General features: G+C 50.6%; 27 protein-coding genes. 12 read left to right on the forward strand and 15 right to left on the reverse strand.

Annotated features, from left to right (window positions below):
* Positions 1-28 precede the first annotated feature (28 nt).
* From HMPREF9442_RS03600 to HMPREF9442_RS03630, 7 genes are all read left to right on the forward strand, one after another.
* The gene (locus HMPREF9442_RS03600) at positions 29-1234 is read left to right on the forward strand and encodes an argininosuccinate synthase (protein WP_008616600.1); all 1206 of its coding nucleotides are present in this window, start codon (positions 29-31) and stop codon (positions 1232-1234) included.
* Between the two features lie 38 nt (positions 1235-1272).
* A complete protein-coding gene (argC, locus tag HMPREF9442_RS03605) occupies positions 1273-2247 on the forward strand; it encodes an N-acetyl-gamma-glutamyl-phosphate reductase (protein WP_008625492.1) in 975 nt (324 codons plus the stop codon).
* Between the two features lie 44 nt (positions 2248-2291).
* Positions 2292-3425, forward strand: a complete 1134-nt coding sequence (locus HMPREF9442_RS03610; RefSeq protein WP_008625493.1) for an aspartate aminotransferase family protein — start codon at positions 2292-2294, stop codon at positions 3423-3425.
* Between the two features lie 79 nt (positions 3426-3504).
* Positions 3505-4302: a pyrroline-5-carboxylate reductase family protein gene (locus HMPREF9442_RS03615; RefSeq protein ID WP_008625494.1), complete on the forward strand. Its 798-nt coding sequence runs from the start codon at positions 3505-3507 to the stop codon at positions 4300-4302.
* A 16-nt stretch (positions 4303-4318) separates the two neighbouring features.
* Positions 4319-5407: a glutamate 5-kinase gene (gene proB, locus HMPREF9442_RS03620; RefSeq protein ID WP_008625495.1), complete on the forward strand. Its 1089-nt coding sequence runs from the start codon at positions 4319-4321 to the stop codon at positions 5405-5407.
* A 94-nt stretch (positions 5408-5501) separates the two neighbouring features.
* Complete coding sequence (locus HMPREF9442_RS03625; protein WP_008625496.1) at positions 5502-6752, forward strand: glutamate-5-semialdehyde dehydrogenase; 1251 nt, start codon at positions 5502-5504, stop codon at positions 6750-6752.
* Positions 6753-6782: 30 nt separating this feature from the next.
* Complete coding sequence (locus HMPREF9442_RS03630; protein ID WP_008625497.1) at positions 6783-7745, forward strand: Rossmann-fold NAD(P)-binding domain-containing protein; 963 nt, start codon at positions 6783-6785, stop codon at positions 7743-7745.
* 111 nt (positions 7746-7856) lie between these two features.
* Here HMPREF9442_RS03630 and HMPREF9442_RS03635 read toward each other — a convergent pair whose 3' ends face one another.
* The 6 genes from HMPREF9442_RS03635 to rpmH form a co-directional block, all read right to left on the reverse strand.
* On the reverse strand, positions 7857-8546 hold the full coding sequence (locus HMPREF9442_RS03635; protein ID WP_008625498.1) for a NigD1/NigD2 family lipoprotein: 690 nt from the start codon (positions 8544-8546) through the stop codon (positions 7857-7859).
* Positions 8547-8550: 4 nt separating this feature from the next.
* Positions 8551-9708 carry a hypothetical protein gene (locus HMPREF9442_RS03640; protein ID WP_008625499.1) on the reverse strand — a complete coding sequence of 386 codons (1158 nt, stop codon included), beginning with the start codon at positions 9706-9708 and terminating at the stop codon, positions 8551-8553.
* Between the two features lie 15 nt (positions 9709-9723).
* On the reverse strand, positions 9724-10731 hold the full coding sequence (locus HMPREF9442_RS03645; protein ID WP_008625500.1) for a D-alanine--D-alanine ligase: 1008 nt from the start codon (positions 10729-10731) through the stop codon (positions 9724-9726).
* 34 nt (positions 10732-10765) lie between these two features.
* Positions 10766-11857 carry an RluA family pseudouridine synthase gene (locus tag HMPREF9442_RS03650; protein WP_008625501.1) on the reverse strand — a complete coding sequence of 364 codons (1092 nt, stop codon included), beginning with the start codon at positions 11855-11857 and terminating at the stop codon, positions 10766-10768.
* A 21-nt stretch (positions 11858-11878) separates the two neighbouring features.
* Positions 11879-12535: a PASTA domain-containing protein gene (locus tag HMPREF9442_RS03655; protein ID WP_008625502.1), complete on the reverse strand. Its 657-nt coding sequence runs from the start codon at positions 12533-12535 to the stop codon at positions 11879-11881.
* Positions 12536-12643: 108 nt separating this feature from the next.
* Complete coding sequence (gene rpmH / locus HMPREF9442_RS03660; protein ID WP_008625503.1) at positions 12644-12799, reverse strand: 50S ribosomal protein L34; 156 nt, start codon at positions 12797-12799, stop codon at positions 12644-12646.
* 196 nt (positions 12800-12995) lie between these two features.
* On the opposite strand from rpmH, the gene efp reads away from it, so the two are divergent.
* The 5 genes from efp (at position 12996) to HMPREF9442_RS03685 (ending at position 16698) form a co-directional block, all read left to right on the forward strand.
* On the forward strand, positions 12996-13559 hold the full coding sequence (efp, locus tag HMPREF9442_RS03665; protein ID WP_008625504.1) for an elongation factor P: 564 nt from the start codon (positions 12996-12998) through the stop codon (positions 13557-13559).
* A 174-nt stretch (positions 13560-13733) separates the two neighbouring features.
* Positions 13734-14825 (forward strand): glycosyltransferase, encoded by a 1092-nt coding sequence (locus tag HMPREF9442_RS03670; protein ID WP_008625507.1) that lies wholly within the window; start codon positions 13734-13736, stop codon positions 14823-14825.
* A gap of 4 nt (positions 14826-14829) precedes the next feature.
* Positions 14830-15576: a RadC family protein gene (gene radC / locus HMPREF9442_RS03675; RefSeq protein WP_008625508.1), complete on the forward strand. Its 747-nt coding sequence runs from the start codon at positions 14830-14832 to the stop codon at positions 15574-15576.
* A 22-nt stretch (positions 15577-15598) separates the two neighbouring features.
* On the forward strand, positions 15599-15931 hold the full coding sequence (locus HMPREF9442_RS03680; RefSeq protein ID WP_008625509.1) for a metal-sulfur cluster assembly factor: 333 nt from the start codon (positions 15599-15601) through the stop codon (positions 15929-15931).
* Entirely contained in the window at positions 15931-16698 is a 768-nt protein-coding gene (locus tag HMPREF9442_RS03685) for a UDP-2,3-diacylglucosamine diphosphatase (RefSeq protein WP_008625510.1), read from the forward strand. Before HMPREF9442_RS03680 ends, HMPREF9442_RS03685 begins: the two co-directional genes overlap by 1 nt.
* Before the next feature lie 248 nt (positions 16699-16946).
* Here HMPREF9442_RS03685 and HMPREF9442_RS03690 read toward each other — a convergent pair whose 3' ends face one another.
* From HMPREF9442_RS03690 to HMPREF9442_RS03730, 9 genes are all read right to left on the reverse strand, one after another.
* On the reverse strand, positions 16947-18917 hold the full coding sequence (locus HMPREF9442_RS03690; RefSeq protein ID WP_008625511.1) for a hypothetical protein: 1971 nt from the start codon (positions 18915-18917) through the stop codon (positions 16947-16949).
* On the reverse strand, positions 18914-20686 hold the full coding sequence (locus HMPREF9442_RS03695; RefSeq protein ID WP_008625512.1) for an O-antigen ligase family protein: 1773 nt from the start codon (positions 20684-20686) through the stop codon (positions 18914-18916). Before HMPREF9442_RS03695 ends, HMPREF9442_RS03690 begins: the two co-directional genes overlap by 4 nt.
* On the reverse strand, positions 20673-21596 hold the full coding sequence (gene lepB, locus HMPREF9442_RS03700; protein ID WP_008625513.1) for a signal peptidase I: 924 nt from the start codon (positions 21594-21596) through the stop codon (positions 20673-20675). The genes HMPREF9442_RS03695 and lepB overlap by 14 nt, the downstream gene beginning before the upstream one ends.
* Before the next feature lie 17 nt (positions 21597-21613).
* Complete coding sequence (locus tag HMPREF9442_RS03705) at positions 21614-22126, reverse strand: hypothetical protein (RefSeq protein ID WP_008625514.1); 513 nt, start codon at positions 22124-22126, stop codon at positions 21614-21616.
* Complete coding sequence (locus HMPREF9442_RS03710) at positions 22116-23114, reverse strand: hypothetical protein (RefSeq protein WP_147639876.1); 999 nt, start codon at positions 23112-23114, stop codon at positions 22116-22118. The genes HMPREF9442_RS03705 and HMPREF9442_RS03710 overlap by 11 nt, the downstream gene beginning before the upstream one ends.
* A gap of 100 nt (positions 23115-23214) precedes the next feature.
* The gene (locus HMPREF9442_RS03715) at positions 23215-23514 is read right to left on the reverse strand and encodes a hypothetical protein (RefSeq protein ID WP_008625516.1); all 300 of its coding nucleotides are present in this window, start codon (positions 23512-23514) and stop codon (positions 23215-23217) included.
* A 438-nt stretch (positions 23515-23952) separates the two neighbouring features.
* On the reverse strand, positions 23953-24384 hold the full coding sequence (locus HMPREF9442_RS03720; RefSeq protein ID WP_008625518.1) for a hypothetical protein: 432 nt from the start codon (positions 24382-24384) through the stop codon (positions 23953-23955).
* Between the two features lie 33 nt (positions 24385-24417).
* On the reverse strand, positions 24418-24720 hold the full coding sequence (locus HMPREF9442_RS03725; protein ID WP_008625519.1) for a hypothetical protein: 303 nt from the start codon (positions 24718-24720) through the stop codon (positions 24418-24420).
* Positions 24721-24727: 7 nt separating this feature from the next.
* Entirely contained in the window at positions 24728-25813 is a 1086-nt protein-coding gene (locus HMPREF9442_RS03730) for a DUF4934 domain-containing protein (RefSeq protein WP_008625520.1), read from the reverse strand.
* Between the last annotated feature and the right edge of the window lie 16 nt (positions 25814-25829).

Raw genomic sequence — 25829 nt, forward strand, 5'->3', positions numbered from 1 at the left:
TTGGAATAGACAAAATAAAAGGAATATTATGGCAAAAAAAGTAGTAGTGGCATTCAGCGGAGGTTTGGACACCTCTTATACGGTGATGTATCTGGCCAAGGAAAAGGGGTACGAAGTGTATGCGGCTTGTGCCAACACGGGCGGTTTCAGTGCCGAGCAACTGAAGGCCAACGAGGAAAATGCTTATAAGTTGGGTGCCAAGGAATACGTCACGTTGGACGTGACGAAGGAGTATTATGAAAAGAGCCTGCGTTACATGATATATGGCAACGTGTTGCGCAACAACTGCTACCCGATTTCGGTGTCGTCCGAGCGTATTTTTCAGGCCATCGCCATCGCACGTTATGCCAACGAGGTGGGGGCCGATGCGATAGCCCATGGCTCGACCGGGGCAGGCAACGACCAGATTCGTTTCGACATGACTTTCCTGGTGATGGCACCGGGGATGGAAATCATCACGCTCACGCGTGACAGCAACCTGAGCCGCCAGGAGGAAGTGGATTATCTGAACCAGCACGGTTATTATGCCGATTTCACGAAGTTGAAGTATTCCTACAACGTAGGTATCTGGGGCACGTCGATTTGTGGCGGCGAGATTCTGGACAGCAATCAGGGATTGCCTGAGAGCGCTTATCTGAAACATCCCACGAAGACGGGGACGGAGCTGTTGAAGCTCGGTTTCAAGAAAGGGGAGATTTGTAGCGTGAACGGTGTGGAGTATGACGACAAGATCAAGGCCATACAGGAGATAGAAAAGATAGGTGCTGCCTATGCCATCGGCCGCGACTGCCATGTGGGCGACACCATCATCGGTATCAAGGGGCGTGTAGGTTTCGAGGCGGCAGCTCCGATGCTGATTATCGGTGCGCACCGTTTCTTGGAAAAATACACGCTGAGCAAGTGGCAGCAATATTGGAAGGAACAAGTGGCCAACTGGTATGGCATGTTCCTGCACGAAAGCCAGTATCTGGAGCCGGTCATGCCGGACATCGAGGCCATGCTGACCAGTTCGCAGCGCAACGTGAACGGCGTGGTGACATTGGAGCTTCGTCCTTACGGTTTCACAACGGTCGGCGTGGATTCCCCGGACGACTTGGTGAAGAACAAATTCGGCGAGTATGGCGAGACTCAGAAGGGATGGACGGCAGAGGACGCCAAGGGCTTTATCAAAGTGACTTCCACTCCGCTCCGCCTGTATTATGCGAACCATAAGGACGAGGAACGAATCAAGTAAACCATGGCGGCGGAAGATAAAAAAAACAGATATTTCAAATGATAAGAGTTGGAATCATAGGAGGGGCAGGATATACGGCCGGCGAACTTTGCCGCATCCTGTTGAACCATCCCGAAGCGGAGATAAAGTTTGTCAATAGTTCCAGCAACGCCGGGAATAAGATCACCGACGTGCACGAAGGGCTGTATGGGGAGACCGATTTGGTGTTTACGGACCAGTTGCCTTTCGACGAGGTGGACGTGATCTTTTTCTGTTTCGGGCATGGCAAGAGCGCGGAGTTCTTGCAGGCTCACGATGTGCCTTCCCGGGTGAAGATCATCGACTTGGCGCAGGATTTCCGTCTGGTGGCTCCGGGCAATGACTACGTGTACGGTCTGCCAGAATTGGACAAGGCGGCCATTGCCGGGGCGCAGCATGTGGCCAATCCCGGTTGTTTTGCCACTTGCATCCAGTTGGGGTTGTTGCCTTTGGCTGCCCACGGCCTGTTGAGTGGCGACGTGTCGGTGAATGCCATCACGGGGAGCACCGGTGCCGGGGTGAAGCCCGGCGCGACCACGCACTTCAGTTGGCGCAACAACAACATGAGCATATACAAGGCTTTCAACCACCAGCATGTGCCGGAAATTTGCCAGTCTCTCCGTGCCTTGCAGCCGGACTTCGACGGAGCGATAGATTTCATTCCCTATCGCGGCGACTTCGCCCGAGGAATTTTTGCCACCGAGGTGGTCCGTGTGGACGCGTCGGCTGATGCCGGGTATTTTGCTGGGCTTTATAAGGAGTATTATAAGGACGCGGCCTTCACGCACTATGTGGACAAGGCCATCGACATGAAGCAAGTGGTCAACACCAACAAGGCTTTGGTGCACGTGGATAAGTTCGGCGATAAATTGTTGGTCACGGCCACGATAGACAATTTGCTCAAAGGCGCTAGCGGGCAAGCCGTGCAGAACATGAACCTCATGTTCGGGTTGGACGAAACAGTCGGTTTGTGCCTGAAACCGTCCGCATTCTAAACGGGGGCGCGACGGAATGTCATATTTAAGAAAGGAGGAATAAAATGAATCTATTCGACGTATATCCGCTTTTCGATGTGAACATCGTAAAAGGGAAAGGATGCCATGTTTGGGACGACAAGGGGCAGGAGTATCTGGACTTGTACGGCGGCCATGCCGTAATCAGTGTCGGTCACTGCCATCCGCATTATATAGAGAAGCTAGCACGGCAACTTGGCCGGTTGGGTTTCTACAGCAATTCCGTGGTCAACAAGTTGCAGGTGGAACTGGCGGAGCGTTTGGGCAAGGCCTGCGGTTATGAGGACTATCAGCTCTTTCTGATTAATTCCGGTGCGGAAGCCAATGAGAATGCGTTGAAGTTGGCCAGTTTCTACAATGGCCGCAAGCGCGTGTTGTCCCTTTCAAAAGCGTTCCATGGGCGTACGTCTTTGGCCGTGGAGACAACGGACAATCCTAAAATCATAGCTCCCATCAACGCCAACGGGCATGTGACTTACTTGCCTTTGAATGATTTGGACGCTTTCAAGGCGGAGTTGGCCAAAGGCGATGTGTGTGCCGTGATTGTGGAGTGTATTCAAGGGGTCGGAGGTATCCGGTTGGCCACAGCCGAGTTCATGCAAGGCGTGCGGCAGGCATGTGACGAAACGGATACGGTGTTGATTTGCGATGAAATCCAGTGTGGTTACGGCCGTTCGGGCAAGTTCTTCGCCCACCAGCATTTGGGGGTGAAGCCGGACTTGATTACGGTGGCCAAAGGCATCGGCAACGGTTTCCCCATGGGGGCGGTGCTGATTTCGCCCAAGTTTACTCCGGTGTACGGCCAGTTGGGCACGACTTTCGGTGGAAACCATTTGGCTTGTGCCGCCGCCTTGGCCGTGTTGGACATCATGGAAGAGGAGCATCTGGTGGAAAATGCCGCCAAGGTCGGAAATTTACTGATGGAAGGCATAAAGGCTTTGCACCTGCCTCATGTGGTGGATGTCAGAGGGCGCGGCCTGATGATAGGCGTGGAGTTGGACGTGCCTTACAAGGAAATCAGGAACAAGTTGCTCTTTGAGGAGCATTGCTTTACGGGATGCAGTGGCACGAATGTGCTGAGGCTCTTGCCGCCGCTTTGTCTGAGTGAGGTGGAAGCGGCTGATTTCTTGAAACGGTTGGAACGTGTAGTGAATAATTAATGAATAATCAAGCGGAGATAAACCGGTCGCAGGCGTATGCCGGAGACCGGTTTGTCTGCTTTTAAGGAGGAGAGTGACAATGAAGATTGCAATTATCGGTGCGGGCAATATGGGAGGAGCCGTTGCCCGTGGTTTGGCAAAGGGAAGCTTGGTCAAGACATCGGATATCACGGTGTCCAATCCCAGTCGGGGTAAGTTGGAGGCATTGAAGGTTGAGTTTCCGGAGTTGAACATCACTTGTGAGAATTCCCGGGCGGCGACAAGGGCTGATGTGGTTATATTAGCTGTGAAACCCTGGAAGATACAAGAGGTGATAGAGGAAATCAAAGGTGGTTTGGATTATGACAATCAGGCGATAGCCTCTATGGCAGGTGGGATTGGCACGGCGCAACTTTGTACTTATTTGGATCGTGGCGACGGAGAATACCCCGGAGTGTACTATTTGATACCGAATACGGCCATTGCGGTTATGAGCGGTATGACTTTTATGACTTCCGTTTGTTCCACGCCGGAATTGGACGCCCAAATGCTGGCGATGTTTAAGGAGATGGGGGATGCCATGTTGGTTGAGGAACGCTTGATGGACGCGGGAATGGCTTTGGCTTCCTGTGGCATAGCCTATGTGATGCGTTACATCCGTGCGGCTACCGAAGGTGGTGTGGAATTGGGCTTTTATGCCAAGGATGCGCAGCGCGTCATCATGCAGACCATGAAGGGTGCCGTGGATTTGTTGGAGGCCGGAGGATTGCATCCGGAAATGGAGATTGATAAAGTGACGACGCCCGGAGGCTTGACCATCCGTGGGCTGAATGCGATGGAGGAGGCAGGGTTCACCCAAAGCGTCATCAAAGGATTGAGGGCTTCGGTGAAGAAATAAGGAAAGGAGTGTCTTTATGTCACAACAATATAAACGCATAGCCGTCAAGATAGGAAGTAACGTTCTGACCCGTAAGGACGGGGCTTTGGACGTGACACGCATGTCGGCTTTGGTGGACCAGATTGCCGAACTGCGGGAAAACGGTATCGAAGTCATATTGATTTCTTCCGGTGCCGTGGCTAGCGGGAGAGGCGAGCTGAAAGAGGCCGTCTCGCGCAAGATGGACAGCGTGGACCAACGGCAACTGTTTTCCGCAGTGGGGCAGGCCAAGCTCATCAACCGCTATTACGAACTGTTCCGCGAGCACCGCTTGCCGGTGGGGCAGGTGCTGACGATGAAAGAGAGTTTCAGTACGCGCCGCCATTACCTGAACCAACGGAACTGTATGATGGTGATGTTGGAAAACGGGGTTATTCCGATTGTGAACGAGAATGACACAGTCAGCGTGACGGAGCTGATGTTTACGGATAACGACGAACTGTCCGGTTTGATTGCCACGATGATGGACGTGCAGGCTTTAATCATATTGAGCAATGTGGACGGCATATACAACGGCCTTCCCGGCGAACCGGGCGTGGAGGTTATCCGTGAGGTGGAACCGGAACGGGATTTGCAGGAGTATATCCGTACGGAGAAATCCGGTTTCGGACGCGGCGGGATGATGACCAAATGCTCCATAGCCCGCAAGGTGGCCGACGAAGGCATCGAGGTCATCATTGCCAACGGCAAACGCGACGACGTGCTTACGGACTTGGTTTTACGTCCCGGCAGCCGGGTGTGTACCCGTTTTGCTCCGCGTGAAGGCAATGTTTCGAGCGTGAAGAAATGGGTGGCTCACAGCACAGGGTTCACGAAAGGGAAGGTTTACCTGAACGACAAGGCGGTGGAAGCCGTTTGCGGCGACCGTGCCGTGAGTATCCTGCCGGTAGGAGTCACGCGTGTGGAAGGCGATTTTGAAAAAGGCGACTTGGTACGTATCATGTCGCCCGAGGGGCAGAATCTGGGAGTGGGGCGCACGGCATATAGCTGCGAGGAGGCCGTCCGGGTCATCGGGCAGCACGACTGCAAGCCTTTGGTGCATTATGATTATTTGTATTTGGAGTGAATCCATGCTTTCCGGTGTGGGGCGCACGTGTCCGGTGCCGGACGTGGAACCGTGTAGGTGAAAAATCAATGAAAACAATAATAAAAGGAAAACTATGGATTTGACTTCTCTGTTTGAACGGGCAAGAGCAGCCGGCCGCGAGTTGCTGCAATTGCCGGTAGGACGTGTGGATGAGATACTACGTGCGGTAGCGGATGAAGCTTTGGCACAGTCGGAATACATCCTGTCGGAGAATGCGCGCGATTTGGAGCGCATGTCTCCCGATAACCCGATGTACGACCGCCTGAAACTTACATCGGCGCGTTTGGAAGGCATTGCCGCAGACACGCGTCATGTGGCGGATTTGCCTTCTCCTTTGGGAAGGGTGCTGAAACATACCGTATTGCCCAACGGATTGGACTTGAAACGGGTGAGCGTGCCGTTCGGCGTGATAGGGGTGATTTATGAGGCACGCCCCAACGTGAGCTTCGATGTCTTTTCGCTCTGCCTCAAGGCCGGGAGTGCCTGCGTGCTGAAGGGCGGAAGCGACGCCGACTTTTCCAACCGTGCCATTGTGAAAGTAATCCACGGCGTATTGGAGCGTTTCGGTGTGAATCCGGACATCGTCGTCTTATTACCGGCCGAACGTGAGGCCACGGCGGCTTTGTTGCAGGCACGCGGTTATGTGGATTTGCTGATTCCGCGTGGCAGTAGTGCTTTGATTCAATATGTGCGCGAGAATGCCCGTATTCCGGTCATCGAGACCGGAGCCGGAGTTTGCCATGCTTATTTTGACGTGGATGGGGATGTGCGGAAAGGTGCCGCTATTGTCAACAATGCCAAGACGCGCCGGGTGAGCGTATGCAATGCGTTGGATAGCGTGTTGGTTCATGCCTCCCGTTTGTCCGACCTGCCGCAATTGTGCGCTCCGTTGCAGGAGAGCCGTGTGCGCATTTATGCCGACAGCCGCGCCTTGACCGCCCTACAGGGGCATTATCCGGCAGATCTGTTGGAAGCGGCTACGGAGAAACATTTCGGTACTGAGTTTATGGATTACAAAATGGCCGTGAAGACGGTGGACTCTTTGGACGAGGCGCTGGCCCATATCGCCCGTTTCGGTTCGGGACATAGCGAGTGTATCATCACAGAGAACGCTGGTGCAGCCGAAAAGTTCTTGCAGTTGGCGGATGCCGCCTGCGTGTATGCCAATGCGCCGACCTCGTTTACCGACGGGGCTCAGTTCGGACTTGGAGCCGAGATAGGCATCAGCACCCAGAAGCTGCATGCCCGCGGCCCGATGGCGTTGGAAGAAATCACGACCTACAAATGGTTCGTGCAGGGCGACGGACAGGTACGCCCGAAGTAGTCCGATTATCAATCATTAAACAACAATCTTATGAGAGTATTTCAAAACGTAGAAGACTTAGGCGATTTGAAAGCCGCCTTGCGCGAGGCTTTCGAGGTAAAGAAGAATCGTTTTCAATATCAGGAACTGGGGCGGAACAAGACTGCCCTCCTCATCTTCTTCAACAACAGCCTGCGCACGCGGTTGAGCACGCAGAAGGCAGCCATGAATCTTGGCATGAACGTCATCGTGCTCGACGTGAACCAAGGGGCATGGAAACTGGAGACGGAGCGTGGCGTGATTATGGATGGCGACAAGAGCGAACATTTGTTGGAGGCCATTCCCGTGATGGGATGTTATTGCGACCTTATCGGAGTCCGTTCGTTTGCCACCTTCGAAAGCCGTAAGGACGATTATGAGGAAAAGATATTGAACCAGTTTATCCGTTACTCCGGCAAGCCCGTATTCTTTATGGAGAGTGCCACGGTGCATCCCTTGCAGAGCTTTGCTGATTTGATTACCATCGAAGAGTATAAACGGACGGCGCGCCCCAAGGTGGTGCTCTCGTGGGCTCCTCATCCCAAGGCGTTGCCGCAGGCCGTACCCAACAGTTTCGCCCAATGGATGAACGCCGCCGATGTGGATTTTGTCGTGACGCATCCTGAAGGTTATGAACTCGATCCGAAGTTCGTAGGTGACGCCCGTGTGGAGTACGACCAACTGAAAGCCTTCGAAGGAGCCGACTTCATCTACGCCAAGAACTGGAGCTGTCCCGGTGTGACCCGTCCGGCGGACTACGGAAAGGTGTTGAACAAGGACATGAGTTGGACGGTGGATGCCGCTCACATGGCTGTGACGAACAACGCTTTCTTCATGCATTGCCTGCCTGTGCGCCGCAATATGATTGTGACGGACGATGTGATAGAAAGCCCGCAATCGTTGGTCATCCCCGAGGCTGCCAATCGTGAGATTTCAGCCACAGTAGTGCTTAAACGAATGCTTGAGGCATTATAGCCTTGACACATCTGGCCGGCAAGCGTAGGGTGTCCTTGTTTGCCGGTCAGGTTAAAAGGAATACAAAGGAAAGCCAAGGTCTTTTTATGAAGACTATTTGGGCGTGAAGTACTAAAAGCCGAACTGCCACGTTTTCCGCCCGTCGAAAGTCAGAACCGTGAAGGCGATGCTGTCACCTTCTTGTAGGCCGAGAGGAAGAAGGGGGAGGCTGGCATATACCGTGGTGGAATATGAATACGGGTCGCCGGGCTGTCGGTGATAAAGTGACAAGTGGTAAATTGTTCCGGTGTAGGAAGAACGGGTGGAATCCGTCCGGTATCCCCATTCCTGCCTGCCACCTTGTGTTTTAGGTGCGAGGTGAAGGTTGAGGTAATCTCCTCCATGCCATATACTGTTGATTGCCAATGGAGCGTCATCGTCCGACGGTTCTTCTTTCGGTTTCAAGAGGTTGACCGTCTCGGCTGTATAGACTTTAGCCACAGGATGCCCTTCTTGGTAGTCGGCTGTCACTTCGTAGCCGCATACGAGACGGTAGGCGGCATCAGGCTGCAAGCCTTGTATAGGGCTATTGATGGCATATATTTTACCGTCGTCGGTGACAAAATGCGTGCCGTTGCCTCTTGCATCGGTGTAAACCTCGACGAATTCCGTCAGAAGTGAGGGATATACGTATCCGTTTTCTTCATCGTCACTACATGCTGTACAGCACAGGCAGCCTATAAGAAACAGACAGGCTTTCCCCCTTTCCGGCAGGAACCGGAAAAGCGGAAAGCCTGTTTTTAATCCCAAATGCCTTTTCATATCCTTATTTCTGATGGGCGGCCATATAATTAAACACCGGATTGGCATACATCGTGAGCAGGCGTTCGCGTAAGAAAGCCGTGTCAGGGTTGGGTAAGGTTACTTTTTCCAGACGGTTTTCGAGGTAAGCTTCAAAACGTGCTTTCTCTTCAGAAGTGTAATGTGCTGCAAACTCTTGTGTGCCCCGTAGCAAGTCGGCAGCCACATAATTTCCGGCGTATAACTTGTAATTGCGGTGAATCTCCTTGTCGATATGAGATGCCACGGCCGTGAACAGTTCCGTCTTGGGCATATCGGCGGGTAATGTGCCCAACCAATCGTTCAGCGGGCCTGCCATCCGGAAGCATATCCTTCCTTTGTATCCGAAAATCCCGGTCTGCATGTTCACCAGGTCGTCTTTCGGACTCTTCTTGAAACCTTCGATGTCGCGCTTCTGTTGGAATTCCTGTGCTTTCAAATAATCGCAAGGGTCGTATTCGTATGAAAGTGCAGTCGGTACGAGATTCAGCTGTTTCAGGCGGTCGATGGTGCTTCCTTCTCCTCCCATGGCCATCATTTTGAGGATGGAATCCTGCGTGCGGTCGTTTGAATCCTTGGCGCGTCCTTCCCGTTGGGCAATCCAGATGTTCTCATGTTTTGTAGCGATGGCATAGTGCATGTAGCGGCTCAACCGTGTGCTGGAAGCTAGCATTTGGCGCAGGCTCACAGAGCGTTGCACGATGAATGCCTTGTCCACCCTTACCAGTTTTTTAATCCATGGGCGTATCAACAGATTGTCGCCGATGGCAATTTCCATAGTGTTGCCGAAACCGTTGTCCAAGAGACTGATGGAAAGGAAAGCAGAGTCCATCACGATGTCGCGGTGGTTGGTGATGAAAGTATGCGGTACACTTTTGTCTACCGACTGGCTGTTCTCCAACACCAGGCCGTCGCTGCATTTGCCGACAATACCGTGAAGCAAAGGGTAGAAGAAAGTCTGTTGCACTTCTAAGTTTGTCCGGCAACGGCGAAGACGGTTGCATGCCACTTCGTAAGGTACTTCGGGCAAGACCTGTTCGGTGGCGGCGCGGAATTCCGGGTCGGCTATCAGTTCTTCAAAAACGGCCGGGAGTTCTTCCGGGTCGTATGGACGGATTTCGTCGAATTCTTCAGGCGTACGCATAAGCGGATAATTGAGTTATGACAGTTTGTTTTCGATGATGTCGGTCAACACGTCTTTCATGTCCATTCCGGCAGCCCGTACCTGTTGGGGAATGAAACTGGTGGCGGTCATGCCCGGTGTGGTGTTGACTTCCAACATGTTGATTCTTTCTTTCTCTTTGCCGTTTTCGTCGGTGGTGTGCGTGATGATATAGTCCACCCGGATGATACCGTTGCATCCCAATATGTCATATATCATGGAGGTGATGAGGCTTACGCGCTCGGCGGTTTCTTCTTTCAGGCGTGCCGGCGTGATTTCCCTGACCTGTCCGTTGTACTTGGCGTTGTAATCGAAAAACTCGTTGTCGCTCACTACTTCGGTGGCGGGCAGCACCACTTCTTTCTCTTGCGTCTTGTAGCAACCTTGGCTGATTTCCGTTCCTTCCATGAACGCTTCCACCATGACTTCGTCACTTTCGTGCATGGCTTTCAGGATGGCTTCGTGTATTTGGTCTGCACTTTTTACTTTCGTCACACCGAAACTGGAACCGCCCGCATTGGGCTTCACGAAACAGGGTAGGCCTATTTTCTCTATGATTTCGTCGTCGGTGACCAAATGCTCGAACCCTTTACGGACGATGAGGCTTTCGCTGACACTGACACCGAATCCTTTCAGGTACTGGTTCAGGGTGAATTTATTGAATGTCATGGCCTCCACGAGCACGTCTGATGTGGAGTAAGGCAAATGGATGAGGTCGAAATATCCTTGCAGGATGCCGTTCTCGCCCGGAGTGCCGTGTATGGTGATGTAGGCGAAATCAGGCCGGATACGCTTGCCGCCTTCCATGAAACTGAAATCGTTGCGGTCCACGTTCGAACGGCTCCCGTCTTTCAGGTGAGCCTCCCATGCCATGCCTTTGATTTCGATGATATAAACTTCATATCTTTCCTTGTCGAGAAAGGAATAGATGCCTTCGGCGCTCCGAAGGGAAACGTCGTGTTCGGAGGAATCCCCTCCGGCTACAATCGCGATTGTTTTTTTCATTTTTTGCCGATATTATAAAAGCTTATGTTCTTGTTTATTCCATACCCCTATGCGCGGTGTAACTGCGCCACCGTTCCAATAGTGCCGTCATGTCTGCCGGGAGTTCCGAAGTGAAATACATCTCCTGTCCGCTGCGCGGATGTATGAATCCCAACGTCCGGGCATGGAGTGCCTGACGCGGACATACGGCAAAGCAGTTCTGTATGAATTGCTTATATTTGCTGAATTGTGTGCCGCGCAGGATCTCGTTCCCGCCATAACGTTCGTCGTTGAAAAGCGGATGGCCGATATGCTTCATGTGGGCACGGATTTGATGGGTACGTCCGGTTTCCAACCTGCATTCCACGAGCGTGACATAATTGAAATTCTCCAGTACGCGATAGTGGGTGACGGCATGTTTCCCGATTCCGCTGTCCGGTGGAAATACTGCCATCTGCATCCGGTCTTTCGGGTGGCGGGCGATGTTGCCTTCGATACGTCCTTCTTCATCCTGAAAGCTTCCCCAGACCAAAGCATTGTACAGCCTTTGGGTGGTTTTGTTGAAGAACTGCCGCCCCAGATGCGTTTTGGCATCGGCATTTTTGGCCACTACGAGAAGTCCGGAGGTGTCCTTGTCTATGCGGTGTACCAACCCTACAGTCGGGTCGTTCGGGTCATAGTCCGGATTGTCTTTCAGATGCCAGGCGATGGCATTGACCAACGTGCCGGTATAATTCCCGCAGCCGGGATGTACCACCAATCCCGCAGGTTTGTCCACCACCATCAGGTCTTCGTCTTCATACACGATGTCGAGGGGAATGTCTTCCGGGATGATTTCATTTTCATATTTAGGCCGATCCAGGAGAATGACGATTTCATCGAGCGGTTTCACCTTATAGCTGCTTTTCACCGGCCGTCCGTTTACGAGGATGAATTCCTGCTCGGCAGCCCGTTGCAGCCGGTTGCGCGACGTATTGTATAGATGTTCCATAAGGAATTTGTCTATTCTCATCGGCTTTTGTCCGCTGTCCGCTGTCAGGCGGTGGTGTTCGTACACCGATACGCCTTCTTCGTCTGGTTCTTCGTCCGTGAACGGAATGCCGTTCAATGGTAGCCTGTCTTTGTCGTTGCTACAGTCCGTATTCATTGTGTCATGAGGGAACGTGTGTTAAAAATCATCCGGGGCCGTGACATCCCGGTCTTCGTCATAAAGCTCTTCTTCCGTGACGGGAATAGAGTCGTTGCCGGAAACGTAGAGCGAATCGTCGCCAAAGCTTCCGCTTCCTACCTGTAGGGTCAATTCGGCATCAATAGGGATACGGTCGCCCCCGAAGATATTCTTTCCACGGTATTTCACACCGTACACCCAATCTCTTTCACCGTCTACGTATTCACACGGGCTGAGTTTGAATCCCATGGCCGTCAACCGCGCTTCCGCCTCGCGCAGGGAGCTGTTGTCGGCAATGTCCGGCATCGGGAGGGTGGGAGTGCGTGTCGTATTGATGGTCAGGTAGATTTCCCGCCCGGGTTTCACTTGGCTGTTGTTGGCCGGAGTCTGTTCCAATACCGTACCGGAAGGCAGCGTCTTGTTATATCCGGAATCCGTGACGACAGCCACTAACCCTTGCCTTTCCAAAGTCTGGCGTGCGTCGTACACACGCATGCCTTTCACGTTCGGCACGGTGATTTCCACCCCATGCATGGTGTAGCGTTCCAGTCCGATCCAGATGCCGGCAGCGATGGCTACTATGATTAGGAACATCGCCAGCAGATTCACCCAAATGATTTTGCTAGTCAGTTTGCCGAAGAATTCTTTTATGGTCATTGCGAGTACCTGTGTATGTTCGGGGGACAAAGGTACTAATAAAAAAGAAAAAAGAAGTAAGGGTTTCCTTACTTCTTTCAATTTCTTTCGGAAAAAGATGGCTATAACTTATTTACCGTGTCTTTCGTCGGATACGGAAAGTTTCTTACGGCCTTTGGCACGGCGTGAAGCCAATACTTTGCGACCGTTTTTCGTAGTCATTCTTTCACGGAAACCATGCTTGTTCTTTCTCTTTCTGTTGTGGGGTTGAAATGTTCTTTTCATTGTTATATTCTGTTTTTATTTGTTTCTTATCGGGTTCGGGGTGCAAAATTAGGCACTTTTTTTAAATTAAGCAAGAGATAAGTCATTTTCTACCAAAACTTTTGTGTTTTTTTTCTTTTTTCCATTAACTTTGCAGCGCAAACGGAAGTGTGCATTGATTATATACATTTAAAATAGAATACAAAGCAAGATTTTTATGATTAACGCTCAAGACATTAAAAAAGGTACTTGCATTCGTATGGATGGCAAGTTGTATTTCTGTATCGATTTCCTGCATGTGAAACCGGGTAAGGGCAATACCTTCATGCGTACGAAGTTGAAAGACGTGGTCAACGGTTATGTGCTCGAACGTCGTTTCAACATCGGCGAAGCCTTGGAAGACGTGCGTGTGGAGCGTCGCCCCTACCAGTATCTTTATCAGGAGGGCGAAGATTATATTTTCATGAACCAGGAAACTTTTGAGCAGATACCTATCGCCAAAGGACTGATTAACGGTGTGGATTTCATGAAGGAAGGCGAAGTCGTGGATGTGGTTTCGGATGCTTCTACCGAGACGGTGCTTTACGCTGATGTGCCGACCAAGGTGGTATTGAAGATAACCTATACGGAACCGGGACTGAAAGGCGATACGGCCACCAATACCCTGAAGCCTGCCACGGTGGAGACTGGTGCGACGGTGCGTGTGCCTTTGTTCGTGAACGAGGGTGAGATGATAGAAGTCGATACTCGCGACGGTTCGTATTTGGGCCGTGTGAAGTAACGGAAGATATTTTAGTTTTTAATGACGGAAAGTGAATAATAAGGTGTTTTGCACCTTGTTGTTCACTTTTTTTTGTTACATTTGCCTGACGATGCCGTGGCGCGTCCCGTCGTGGCTCGTTTGGAAGATAGGATGTCCAATGAGGGTTAGTCTCTCGTAGCGTGAGTTGAAACAATGAAATATTCTCTGATTATACCGGTTTATAATCGTCCTGATGAGGTGGATGAACTGTTGGAAAGCCTTACCGGGCAGACGTTTACGGACTTTGAAACGGTCGTGGTGGAGGACGGTTCTTCCCGCCCGTGCCGCGATGTGGTGGAGAAATACGCCGGACGTCTGTCGGTGAAGTATTATGACAAACCTAACTCTGGGCCGGGCCAGACCCGTAACTACGGGGCGGAACGCAGCAGCGGCGAGTACCTGATAGTGTTGGATTCGGACTGTGTGCTTCCGGCGGGATATTTGCAGGCCGTAGATGACGAGTTGAGGAGCGAGCCTGCCGATGCTTTCGGCGGTCCCGACCGGGCACATGAATCTTTCACGGACGTGCAAAAGGCCATCAGCTATGCCATGACCTCGTTTTTCACTACGGGAGGCATCCGGGGGGGGAAGAAGAAAATGGATAAGTTTTATCCGCGTTCCTTCAACATGGGAGTGCGGGCGGAAGTCTACCGTCGGTTGGGAGGCTTCTCCAGAATGCGTTTCGGCGAGGATATAGATTTCAGCATCCGGATATTCAAGGCCGGGTGCAGTTGCCGTTTGTTTCCCTCTGCCTGGGTATGGCACAAGCGGCGCACGGACATGAAGAAGTTTTTCAAGCAAGTGCATAATTCCGGCATTGCGCGTATCAATCTGTATAAGAAATATCCCGAATCGCTGAAGTTGGTGCATCTGTTGCCCATGGTGTTTACCGTGGGGGCATGCTGCCTGCTGTTGGCCGCACTTGTAGGATGGGTAGGTTCTGTCTGGATTTTTCAGATGACCCACCGTTACGTCTATGCCGTGGAGATGCCGGGCTTGGTGCAGCATGCGGCTGTGTTCCATGCCTTGTCGTGGATACCCTTGTTGCCCTTGTTGTTGTTCGCCCTGTTGATTTGCACGGATGCCACGGTGGCCAACCGCAGTTTGAAAATCGGCGTACAGGCGGTGGGGGCTTCGTTTGTCCAACTGACAGGCTACGGTACGGGATTCCTCCGTGCATGGTGGCAGCGGTGTGTGCGCGGTAAGGATGAGTTTTCGGCTTTCGAGAAGAATTTCTATAAATAAAGCTATGGAGACGGCGAAACTGAACATCAAGCAATGGGCCGAAGACGACCGTCCGCGTGAAAAATTGATGCAGAAGGGGCCTTCGGCGCTGAGCAATGCCGAGCTGTTGGCCATCCTTATCGGTTCGGGCACAGTGGAGGAATCTGCCGTGGGCTTGATGAAACGTGTCATGGCCGATTGCGACAACCGTTTGAAGGCGTTGGGGCGCATGTCGCTCGAAGAACTGACCGGGAATGTAGAGGTATGTGACAAGGAGACCGGGAAGAAAAAGAGGGTGCGCCGTTACAAAGGGTTGGGCGAAGCCAAGGCCGTGGCTATCATGGCGGCTTGCGAACTGGGACGCCGCCGGATGGAGGAAGATGCTGCGGAGCTGCCTTCCATCCGTTCCAGTGTGGACTTGTACCATTATTTCCTGCCGCAGATGCAGGATTTGTTCCACGAGGAATGTTATGTGCTTCTGATGAACCAGGCTTGCCGCATTTTGGATAAGATACTCGTAAGTAAAGGCGGGTTGACGGAGACGGCGGTCGACATCCGCCTGATTTTGCGCGAAGCCCTGTTGCACCGTGCGCCTGTCATTGCGCTTTGCCACAACCACCCGTCGGGGCAGGTGCGCCCCAGCATGGAGGACGACCGGCTGACCGACCGGCTCCAGAAGGCTTGCCGGATGATGAATATCCGTCTGTTGGACCACATCATCGTGGCCGAAGGCGGTTTTTACAGTTATTGTGAAGAAGGTAAATTAGTATAACAAGATAAATAAAGATCGATATATGGAAGAGGAAAAGAAAATGCCGGAGAAATTGCAGGTGGAAGAGAAAGTGATCGAGATGCTCAAGACGGTGTACGACCCTGAGATACCGGTGAATGTGTACGACCTCGGATTGATATATAAGATAGACTTGGCAGACGATTATGCCCTGAGCGTGGACATGACGCTTACGGCCCCGAACTGCCCGGCTGCGGATTTCATCGTGGAGGACGTGCGCCAGAAGTTGGAGAGTATAGAGCAGGTAAGGTCGGTGGAGGTCAATCTGGTGTTTGAACCCGAGTGGGACAAGGACATGATGACCGAGGAAGCCAAAATGGAATTGGGATTCTTGTGATGAAAAGCGTATATTTTCTTTCGGATGCCCATCTGGGATGCCGTTCCATCCCGCACGACCGTACGCGGGAACGCCGGTTGGTGCGCTTTCTGGACGGCATCAAGGATAAGGCTTCGGCGGTTTACCTGTTGGGGGACATCTTTGATTTCTGGTATGAATATAAGACGGTGGTGCCCCGTGGCTATACCCGTTTCCTCGGGAAGCTCAGCGAATTGGCCGACCGGGGAGTGGAGGTACACTTCTTTACGGGCAACCACGACATCTGGTGCGGCGATTACTTGGTGAAGGAATGCGGCGTGACGCTGCACACCGAGCCGATGACGGTGGAGATGGGCGACAAGGTGTTCATGTTGGCGCACGGTGACGGTTTGGGCGACCCCGACCGCAAGTTCCGTTTCCTGCGTGCCGTGTTCCGCAACCGCCTTTGCCAACGCATGTTTTCCTGCATCCATCCCCGTTGGGCTGTGGATTTCGGCCTGTCGTGGGCGGCGCACAGCCGCCTGAAGCATGGCGTGGAAGGCGGTGACCCTCCGTATCTGGGTGAGGACAAGGAGTATCTCGTCCGTTTTGCCAAGGAATACCTGAAAGCCCATTCCGAAATCAACTATTTCATTTTCGGCCATCGCCACATCGAGCTGGACCTGATGCTGACCCGTTCGAGCCGTGTCCTGATTCTGGGCGACTGGATTACGCAGTTCACTTACGCCGTGTTCGACGGGGAGAACCTGTTTATGGAGAACTATGTAGAGGGCGACACTTGCCTGTAACCTTTGTAGCGTGTCTGTCGCTGTTTCCGCCGGACGGTTTGCGGAAATGAAAGTTCTGTAAAATACATGACAGAATCTGCTCTGTGCTGTCCGGAAAATCAATCTCCGCAGAACGGAAAATCAGTCTCAGCCGATTGAAAAATCAATCTCAGCCGAACGATTTCCCGTTCTGCGGAGATTGATTTTTGTTTTGTATTTTATTGAAAATTAGCGGATTGCTTTTTGGTGCAGAAAAGTAAGATGTTTTGTCACCACCACACCTGTCTTCCCTGCTCGTAGGTGAAGATGCGTTCTTCCTTTCCTTTGGACAGGTCGCGCAGCCAGTACAGCCCGCCGGACGGGACGTTGCGGAACCGCAGGCAGATGTTCGCGGCTTCCTGTTTGCCCAAAGAACTCCATCCCTGCCCGTTCCAGTAGAACAGCTCGTAAGTGTCGCCGATGTCTATCGTGTTGCCGTCGCCCCGTGCGGTGTAGATGATGCGTTCCAAGGCCACGGGGCGGCCAAAGTCCATGCCGGCCCATGCCCCGGCCGGGAGGGGCGCGTCGAAGAACGTGAGCAGGTCGTCGTCGAACACCTTGTCCTTCGTGCCCTCCGGGTTCCCCTCCCAATGGCCGTCCGTGCCGATGATTTTGCCCTTTATCTGTTTGTGGCTTCCCCTTTCATAAAAACGGATGTCGGCGATGTTGCAGTATGAGCCTTCCTTGGGTTGGTAGAACCGCCAGTAGCGGTAGGGGCGTACGGTGTCGGACAACAGGATTTCCTTTCCTGTGGCCGAGCAGTCCGTCACGCGATGGAGTACGGTTTTCTCCTTGAAACGGGCTTCGTTGGAGGCTTGGAACTCCCCGCTGTCGATACGCATGATGACTTCCTGTACATGGGGCAGGACGGGATATTTGCGCCACAGCACGAGGTCGGTACGTCGCGTCGTGTCGGCTATGACGGGACGTACCTTGCCGCCGTAGGCAAAAAGGAACGGGGCGGCCAAAGGTTTCATTTTTCCTCCTTCCTCATAACATACGGGCAGGTAGACCGTGTTCATTCCCACTTTATGGAATGTGGCTTTCCCGTCTTCCATCCGTGCAAAGTCCACCGGTACCCATTCCTTGTTGTCGAACACCGTGAGGAAGGCATAATGCCCGTCTTTTCCTTCCGGCACGTGGATGGCCGCATCCCGGCAGTCCATGTATTCTTCCGTCACGTCCCTGACGAACGGGTTGCGGAACATGTCCGGCACGTATTCTTCCGTTTGGAGCATCCGGCGGAGTTCCGGGTTCATGGCGTATGTGCGCCGGAACACCTTGGGCATGCGTTCGCCCAACTTGTGGGGCTGTCCGGGGTTGCTGCATGCACCGCTGAAAGGGATGCGCTTGCCGTCCTCGGCCAGCAGGATGTTCCAGGAATGGCCCAGGCTGCGGAAAGCCCATTGCGGTGTGAAGTCCATTGCCACAGGGATGCCCTGGCTCCGGAACACGGACGTGGCTATGGTGCCGTAATCCGCACAAGTACCGATGGGAAGCCTCAGGCGGGTACGCCAACGATGGACGGGCAGCAGGATGGTTTCGTCCGTGATGCCCGGTTTCATGTAATACCACAGGTTGTCGTTCAGCTTGATACCGGCCTGCAGGGCGGAATTCCGGTACAGGTCGCAATAGGCCAGTTCGTCGAGATGGTCGGGGTGGAACGAGCGCAGATGCGTGCGCCAACCGTCCAAGGGCTGAAGTTCCTCGGCCTTGTAAGGCAACAGGTATTCACAGAAATCCTCAAAGCCCAGATGCCGTGCCCATGGTCCTTCCTTCCATTGTACGAACGCGCTGTCTATGTTTTGGATGAGGAAACCGGCGGTGACGATTTTCACGTCCTGCACTTTTCGGGGACGCAAATGGCCGAACCTCCGGCTGAGGGCTACCAGAGAGTCCCGCACCACCCATTTGTCCGTCGTGTCCTTCATGGCCGTGAGCAGGGAGTCCACGGCGTTATAATATGGTGTGAATGCCGCCGTGTCGGTTTGCGAGTAATGCCCCGGCATGTGCCGGATGAGGTATTTGGCGGCCTCCAGTTTCAGGGAGTCACCGGCATAATGCGCCAGTACTTTTTCCAGTTCCGTGCGGTTTTCCCCGGCCATTTCCAAGGCTTCCTCAAGCAGGGGGTCGTGCGTGCGGTCGCAGGCCGGGAATGCCATGCCGCATGTGATGGCCGCAAAAAGGATGTATCTTCTCATAAGGCTTTGTCTTTTCTATGTGTTTTTGGAGTGTGGGTTTGCCGGAGCAGTCCTTCCGCTTCTTCTTTCATTTTCCGTACGGCAGGCGAATCCACCTTGGCACGGAAGGCTACTATCCGCCGCGCCATGTCCCGTGCCTTTCCGCCTTCGCCCGTGGCTTCGTACAGCTTCATGAGGCGGTAGAGGGGATAGGCGCGGTCGGGCAACAGGCTGAAAGCCTTGCGATAGGCCGTTTCGGCCTCACGGGCGGCTCCGAGGTCAAGGTAATTGTTCCCCATCATGACATGGAACATGGGGTCGCAACTTACGAGCGTGCCTTGTCGCAGGGTGGCGTTGCTGTCGTTATACCGTCCCAGTTCGCGCAGGGCATTACCGTAGGTGAACAGGTACTCGGGCCGGTTTTCCAACAGATTGTAATTCTTTCGGAAATCATCCACGAAGGCGGCATCCTGTATGCCGGAGAGGGCACGGTATTCCCTGTAGGCTTCCACCCGTGTCCTTGTTCCTGCCGTCCACCATGCGGCAGGCACGGCCAACGATACGGCCACGACGGCTCCTGCGGCCTTTTTCCACCAGACGGTCCCCATGCCGGTTCCGGCCTGCAGGCTTACGGCGTAGGCCGCCCATCCCGTAGCCCACAGGCGGAACGGCCATAGGGCGAACGGATAGGAAAACATTGAGGCCACGAGCAGGGCTATATAGCCGCAGGCCGACACTTCGCGTTTTCGCACGAGGATGAAAGCCGTCCACGAAGTAATCGTGAGCGCGCAGGCCATGCCGATGAGACCCTGCTCCACGCCCACTCCGGCCAGACCGTTGAAGGCATATTCCGGACTTCCGGCCACGGACAGCAACGGGGAATTCGGATGCCCGGCGAAGAACGCGGCTTGTGCTTCCCCGTAGGCGTGGGCGAAACCGCCCAGTCCGTGTCCTGTCAGCCATTCCGCCATCCATGCCTTTCCGGCTACGATGGCCATCAGCAGGCGGCCGTCGGCCGAACCTTGTTTCATGAAATAAGCACATGCACCGAGGATGGCGGCTGCGGCCAACCCTCCAAGCACCATGCGGTGGTGGCCACGCCATAGCATGACGGCAAGGGCTACCGCCAGAGCCACCCATGCCGTGCGGCTCCATGTGGCGGCCAACACCGGCAGTCCGGCTGCCCATAGGGCGTATACGGTTGCACGGGATACTTTGTCCGGACGGGACAATCCTGTCCATGCCCCTTTATGGTCGTACAGCCATGCGGCGGCTACTGCCAGCGCAATGGCCACCAGGATGGCGTACGGGCCGGGATTGAAGAATGTGCCCGTCAGGGCATAACGGTAGTGGTGTGAAGGTTCCCAACCGGCCAGTTGGGCGATTCCGGTATAGGTTTGGTAAAGTCCGGCCAAGCATAGTCCGGCGGTCCATACCTGCCCGAATGCCTTTCCGCAAAAAGGGATGGCGAGGCGCAAGGCCGCATAGGCAAGGCACAAGGCTTCGGCTTCGCGGAAGTCTTCCGTGGCCGGATAAGGGGAGAGGAACCAATAGTTGCAGGCCATGTAAAGTGCCCATAGCAGGACGATGGCATCCAAGGCGTGCGGCCTTGGCCACTGCTGTGCCCGGAGGGAGGCACAGGAAGCCGCGATGGACAACATGGCCACCATCCCGTAACACCATACGTCGGAAACAGACGGGTAGGCCACCGTCTGCCATACCGCCGGGAGGCACAGGCAGGTCGTCAGGATGGCGGCCATGCCGTATCGTGTCAGGTCATGCCGCTTCATTTTCGTCAGTTTGGGGAGATTGGGGATAGAGCAGGTTCAGTCCGGCGCGTTCCTTGCGTTCGCGTCCGGTAGTGCGGTCTATGGATTCCACCACTTCCGATACCACGCCCACGATGTATTCTTCCGGCACGAAGCCCCAATAGCGCGAGTCGCGTGAGTTGGCGGCATGGTCCCCGCATACGAAGTAGTAATTCCTTTGGAACCGGTAGTAGGGCAGGGGCTTCCCGCCGGAGAGGCAAACGTTCCGTTCCCCGTCCCAAATGAGCGGTTTGCGGGTCTCGAACTCGATGGCCATGCGGTAGATGTCCGCCTTGCGCCAGTCGTCCATCCGGATGATGTCGTCGCGTCTCGGCACGTAGAGCGGCCCCATGTTTTTCGCGCTCCATCCCAAGCGCGGGTCGCCCGTCAATATCGGCCACATTACGCCCCACGGCAGTTGGTCGTCGGGCACGCTTTCCAGTTGTTGCTGCATGTCGGGCACGCCTATCGTGCCGTGGTAGTTGTTGTTGACGGGGCGGCTGTGTACGAACGAGATGGTGTCGCCCGGCAGGGCCACACACCGTTTCACGTACACATAGTTGATTTTGAATCCTATTTTCCCGTCGTTGACAGGGTAGTTGAAGACGATGATGTCGTTCGGGCGCAGTCCGCGCCGTCCCCTTGTGCGCCAACACTCCAACCTGCCGTCCGTGAAGTCGAGGGATTTGTATATCCGCGCCCCGAAGATGAGCTTGTCCACCTTAACCTTATCTCCCGGCATCAGGGTGGGTTGCATGGAGTCCGACGGCACGATGAAAGTGTCTGCCACGAAGGCGCGCCAACCGTAGTGTATGCCCACGGCCAACACGGTAGCTACACACAAAAGGCTAAGGGCGAATATACCTTTATATATATAAGTGCCTATTGTCATTAAGGCTTTATAATGAGCTATTTTTTTAAGGCTTTTCTATATAAATTCCACATTTTAGGAGTTTCAATAGGATCCCCCACTAATATTATTTGGTTTTTGGGAGATAGTAAGAAAGTGGAATATTTTACTTTTTCCAAAATTGGATTTAGCTTGATTAATTCTTCATATGTATGGGTCTTATGTAATCCATAAAGATTAATCATAGAATCAACGTTGGACGATAGTCTAATGTCCTTGGGTAGCACAAAGGTTATGCTTGTTGGTTGTAAGTCTCGGTCTTCCATATCCAAACTGTAGATATACCAATTATTAACATGCATGTTACAAGCAGAACAGTCCCCTGTATCCTTTATTAAAACAAGAATCTTATTTTGTTCTTTTTGAAGAATGGAATCTTTAGGCATTTTGATGTTATTATTAGTGAGTGTCTTCACTTTTTGTTTTATTTCCTGTTCATGGCTATTACATGAGAAGAAGCATAACGCAATAAGGCTTGCGAAGACTATACGTTTGATTTGTTTATTTTTCATTGAAATCATATGTGTAAATTATGTTTGGAGTTTCTGAGCACATTGCATATAATATGTTATCTTCGGAAATACTAAATAAGTCAAAAGGCTTATCAAATAGAATACGTCTTTTTAATTCACCCTTCCATGACCATAATTGAACTTCTAATATAATATTTAATTTTTTATATAGTTCACTCATTGTATACCCTCTGCTATAAAGTGCGACAATGTAATGTGAATTAGCACTTATTTTATGATAACAGCATTGGGATTCATAGGCACTATTTTTCTGTGGGCGTTCAAATGAATCTTTAATTTTTATTTCTTTCACTAAATTACCATTAGTATCATATGAACGGATTAAATTCATATAATAATAGAAATCCCATATTTGTTTTTTGTCAGTTCTTCCTACTGTAGATTTAAAATTAAACTTAAATCGCTCTTCTTTCTGTAGTGATTGCTCTGGATATTCTCCAAAAAAACTATATTCTCCGTCTTTATATAGGATATGTTCTCCTTCTTGTCCATTGGTAAGCCCTGAGGCAATATAACTGTCAATACCTGTTTTAACAAGTTGGTTTAGTGCGTCGGGGATGATGATAGGTGTCCTGTCAATGCACTTTAGCCGACCGTTTTTTATTGTTATTTCTTTTTCTATATTAGCATCCAATGCAAAAAAAGAACTATCTGTACATGAAAAATAGTTGCGATTTAAATTGATGAATTCATCTAAAGTGTGTCCTTTACTTCCTCCTGAAAATAATAGGTTTAAACTATCCTTGTTCAGGACAACGAATAACTTATCGGAAGCATTGGGCTGCATAAAAAGTAGTTTGTCGTGAAAGACATTTAAAGAACGTGGATACGTGATGATGCTATCTATGTTATGTTGGGTTAATGTCTGTTTTTCAATAGGCGTTTTTTCTAAATCGCACTCTTCTTTTTGTATATTTTGGCAACTAAAGAGTGTTGCGATAGACATTACTATTATTTTTAATTTCATGGCATGCATAATAAAATAGAGTGTTTGTTTATACTCAATTATTAAAAGCCGCCTTGGTTTATTGAACACCAAAACGACTTTTTTCAAAAGAGGATTCCTCTTATTTAGTACATTTGCTAGACTCTGTATAATCAGAACAGTCTTCTGTCATACAAGTAGCGCAATACATCGTATTTAAAGAACCTTCACCTCTGTCTCTTAGAACTTTGTAGCATTCGTATTCTTTCTTTTCCCCCTTGTCGTCATCTTCATAGTCGGATGCTAATACTTCAATGTTTTCAAGAAACAAATCGCTTTCACTCGCGACTTTGTTTTTTTCATAAGTTTGATACCCCGAGTATCCTGTAGTACCAATTACCATTGCACCAATTAAAGATGCCAAAGTTGTTTTCATTTTCATGGATCTTTCTTTTTAGTCGTTTATAATATTTCTTTGTGAGGCTCTTCCTCCCAAAGTGTCATTGCAAAAGTATATGATTTAAAAATGGGCTGCAAATATTTTCAAGAAAGATTTCTATTATGACGTGCTTTTGACGCAAAGGATGTAGGACTTGACGCATTTGTATATAAAATACTTTGATGGGTGTCAAAATTACATCTTATAAAATAACCTTGTGGGAGATGTTTCAGGAGGTTGGGAGGGCAGAGTAGTAACTCGTACCATACGTTGTTTTACAATGGATGGATATTAATATAGGGCGAATGGTATGTTGGGCGAATATACTTTTATATATGTAATCTCCCGTATTCATTTTTGCAGGGTTTGTTTTTCTTTTTTCCTTATCCATGCGATGAGGAGGAACCCGGTCAACAAGCAGAAGCCATGCCGGTATGCGACCTAACTGTTCCATGCGGCGAGCTGCTTGAGGTGCGTGACATGGTGTATCGGTTTGGTTGGGCGAGTGTCTAAATTCCATTTGGCACGGATGATACTGTTTTCCACGATGAGGATACCTTTTTCGTTGCGGAGTATGGACTTCAGGGTCACTTCATCAGCATAACAGGTTTCCATTGTGTTTCTTTCGTTCAAGCCCGGGAGAGACATGAGGCAAAGGGAGATGTCTCCTTGCTTCGCCAAGGTGTTAAGTGCCTTCAGTTTCTCCCAATCCTCCGCTTTCAGTTCTTTCCTTGCCGTAATGATGGCCAATGGCCTGCTTCCCGACAGGTTGATCAGCGAATCCGTCACTTCTTCGTATTGCCCGTTGAAGATGGCGAAGTCGGGATGCCCATTGAGGTTTGTTCCCCGGTTGTAAGGCAGAAAGTCCTGCATGGTGGTCTATCATAAAGGTGGGAGCGATAATGTTTATCGTCCCACAGAATCTTTCGGTTCTCCTAACTTCTCTTTCACGATGCGCCAAAATAACTTTTTAATACGTGGGTTACTTGTAGGGTCGCCTACTAATATGACATTGTTTTGTTCGTCTAATAAAAAAGTTTGTAGCAACGATGATTTGGGAATATTCCTATTTTTATTTAAAAAAGCATTTACAGTATCTACATAAACATGGCTGTTCAGGTCTGCCTTTTTCCTCATAGACAAACGTAATTCGTTTCTTTTGAAAGAAAGAGGTTGAAATATAAACTCTATTAAACTTAATTTATTCATAGCATACTTAGGATGGATTCTCTTGTATTTTGAACGTAACTAACAGTGGATTCATAAAACCTTTGTCTAAATAATCTTTTATTAAATTGTAGATGTATGATTCTTTAGTGACAAAATCAGGATATATTAAGGCATAAAATGTATCTGAACTTGCACCGATAACAGTTAGTCCCGTATCTTTGTCTGAAGGACCTGCGTATGCTTGTCCGCTTTTTTTGTTGTAAAATACATCATAATAAGTTTGTGATGGCCCTGCTGTTCTTAAATATAAGTAATCCGAATTTTCTTGAATAGACAAGATGGACTTGAAATAAGATTGCATATTGTCAGTCTTATTAAATTCATCATAGTTCTTAGGCAAATATTCTTCAGGTAGGTTTTGGCCATTGAAGTCAACATGGTATTTGGGCTTTAATTGTCCATTCTCATAGTTATCTATCGTGAATTGTCCATAATCCGGATATACTACATAGTTTGTATTAGAATAAAGAAAGTGACTATAAACTAATTGATACCCTTTACGTTCTCTTAAACCCGTTAAAACGCTGACGCTGTCCAACTGGTAAATGCTATAATCTTTGTTTGTAGAAAAAAGCAAATAGGATTTTTTATCATAAGGCATGAAACTATAGAAGTTCCCCATGTCAATATTGTCTATCTCTCTTTTACAAATGAAGCTTCCGTTTTCTGAATTATAAACCTTAATACCACTAAGGTCTAATATTTCTATGTTAGATTCATCTTTGTTGAAATTTACATCTCGCAAGTCAATGTATTCATTTCGTGCGTTCCCTCTTCTTCCTGCCGTGAACAGAAAATCGCCTTTATGATTGAATACATAAACAGTCTTAGCTTTGTAATCCCAAAAAAGTATACGGTTTGTCCCTATTATGCACTTTTGAGCAAGAGACAAAAAAACAGAATCCGCTTCGCTCCCCAAAGGAACAATATCATTTACCTTTATTAAAGAAGACCAATCAGAAAACTCAGTGTTGGTTAGTTTAATAGTTTCATAATTCTCTTCTTTTTGTGTGCAAGAGAATAAAATAAATAAGGATAAACAAATCCCCAATGAAAAATTACGTATATACATGGTATCGTATGTGATA

Origin of the sequence: Paraprevotella xylaniphila YIT 11841, from assembly GCF_000205165.1 — a bacterium.
Taxonomy (GTDB): Bacteria; Bacteroidota; Bacteroidia; order Bacteroidales; family Bacteroidaceae; genus Paraprevotella; species Paraprevotella xylaniphila.